This is a genomic window from Scandinavium sp. M-37 (assembly GCF_043558715.1).
GTDB lineage: Bacteria > Pseudomonadota > Gammaproteobacteria > Enterobacterales > Enterobacteriaceae > Scandinavium > Scandinavium vulneris_A.
Window position 1 is genome coordinate 1 of the sequence record NZ_JBIGIN010000119.1, and the last position, 445, is coordinate 445.

Annotated in this window: 1 protein-coding gene; it reads left to right on the top strand. The window is 54.4% G+C overall.

All coding sequences use genetic code 11. The features are described from left to right. Nucleotides 1–391 (top strand): hypothetical protein (locus ACG0Z5_RS23980; RefSeq protein ID WP_394451688.1); only part of this gene is annotated, 391 nt, incomplete at its 5' end. Nucleotides 392–445: the final 54 nt, after the last annotated feature.

A 445-nucleotide genomic window follows, 5' to 3' on the forward strand; every position in this document is an offset into this window, starting at 1 on the left:
TATCGCGGCCTTTCGCCAGCGAATAACTCAGCTCCATGAGTCCATGGATGAGTGGCTAACCGGGACAGAGATAGGCACCGAAGCCACTACCTCCACCCTGATTGAGTTCCTGATTGGCGGGAGCGCGTTTTCGGTTCCCGGTATTACACTGCACTACGGGCAGCGTAGTATCCGGTTTACCCCCATTTTTCTGTACGGGCAGGGCGTAACCGGCTGTATTGAGGTCTGCCTGACTGCAGATGGCAAAATCAGTCCCCTGTACCGACTATTTATGCGCAGTGGTGAGCAGGATAACTGGACCTGGTGCCCGGCAGGAATGCAGAACGGAAATCCTGCCCGGTTTGAGGAAGAGGCCTTCTTTACGATGATTGCGCCTCTGCTCCCTGAGTAACCACCGTATCTGATTTTGAGCCTGGCTCTCATTTATACCCACGGACAACCCAAC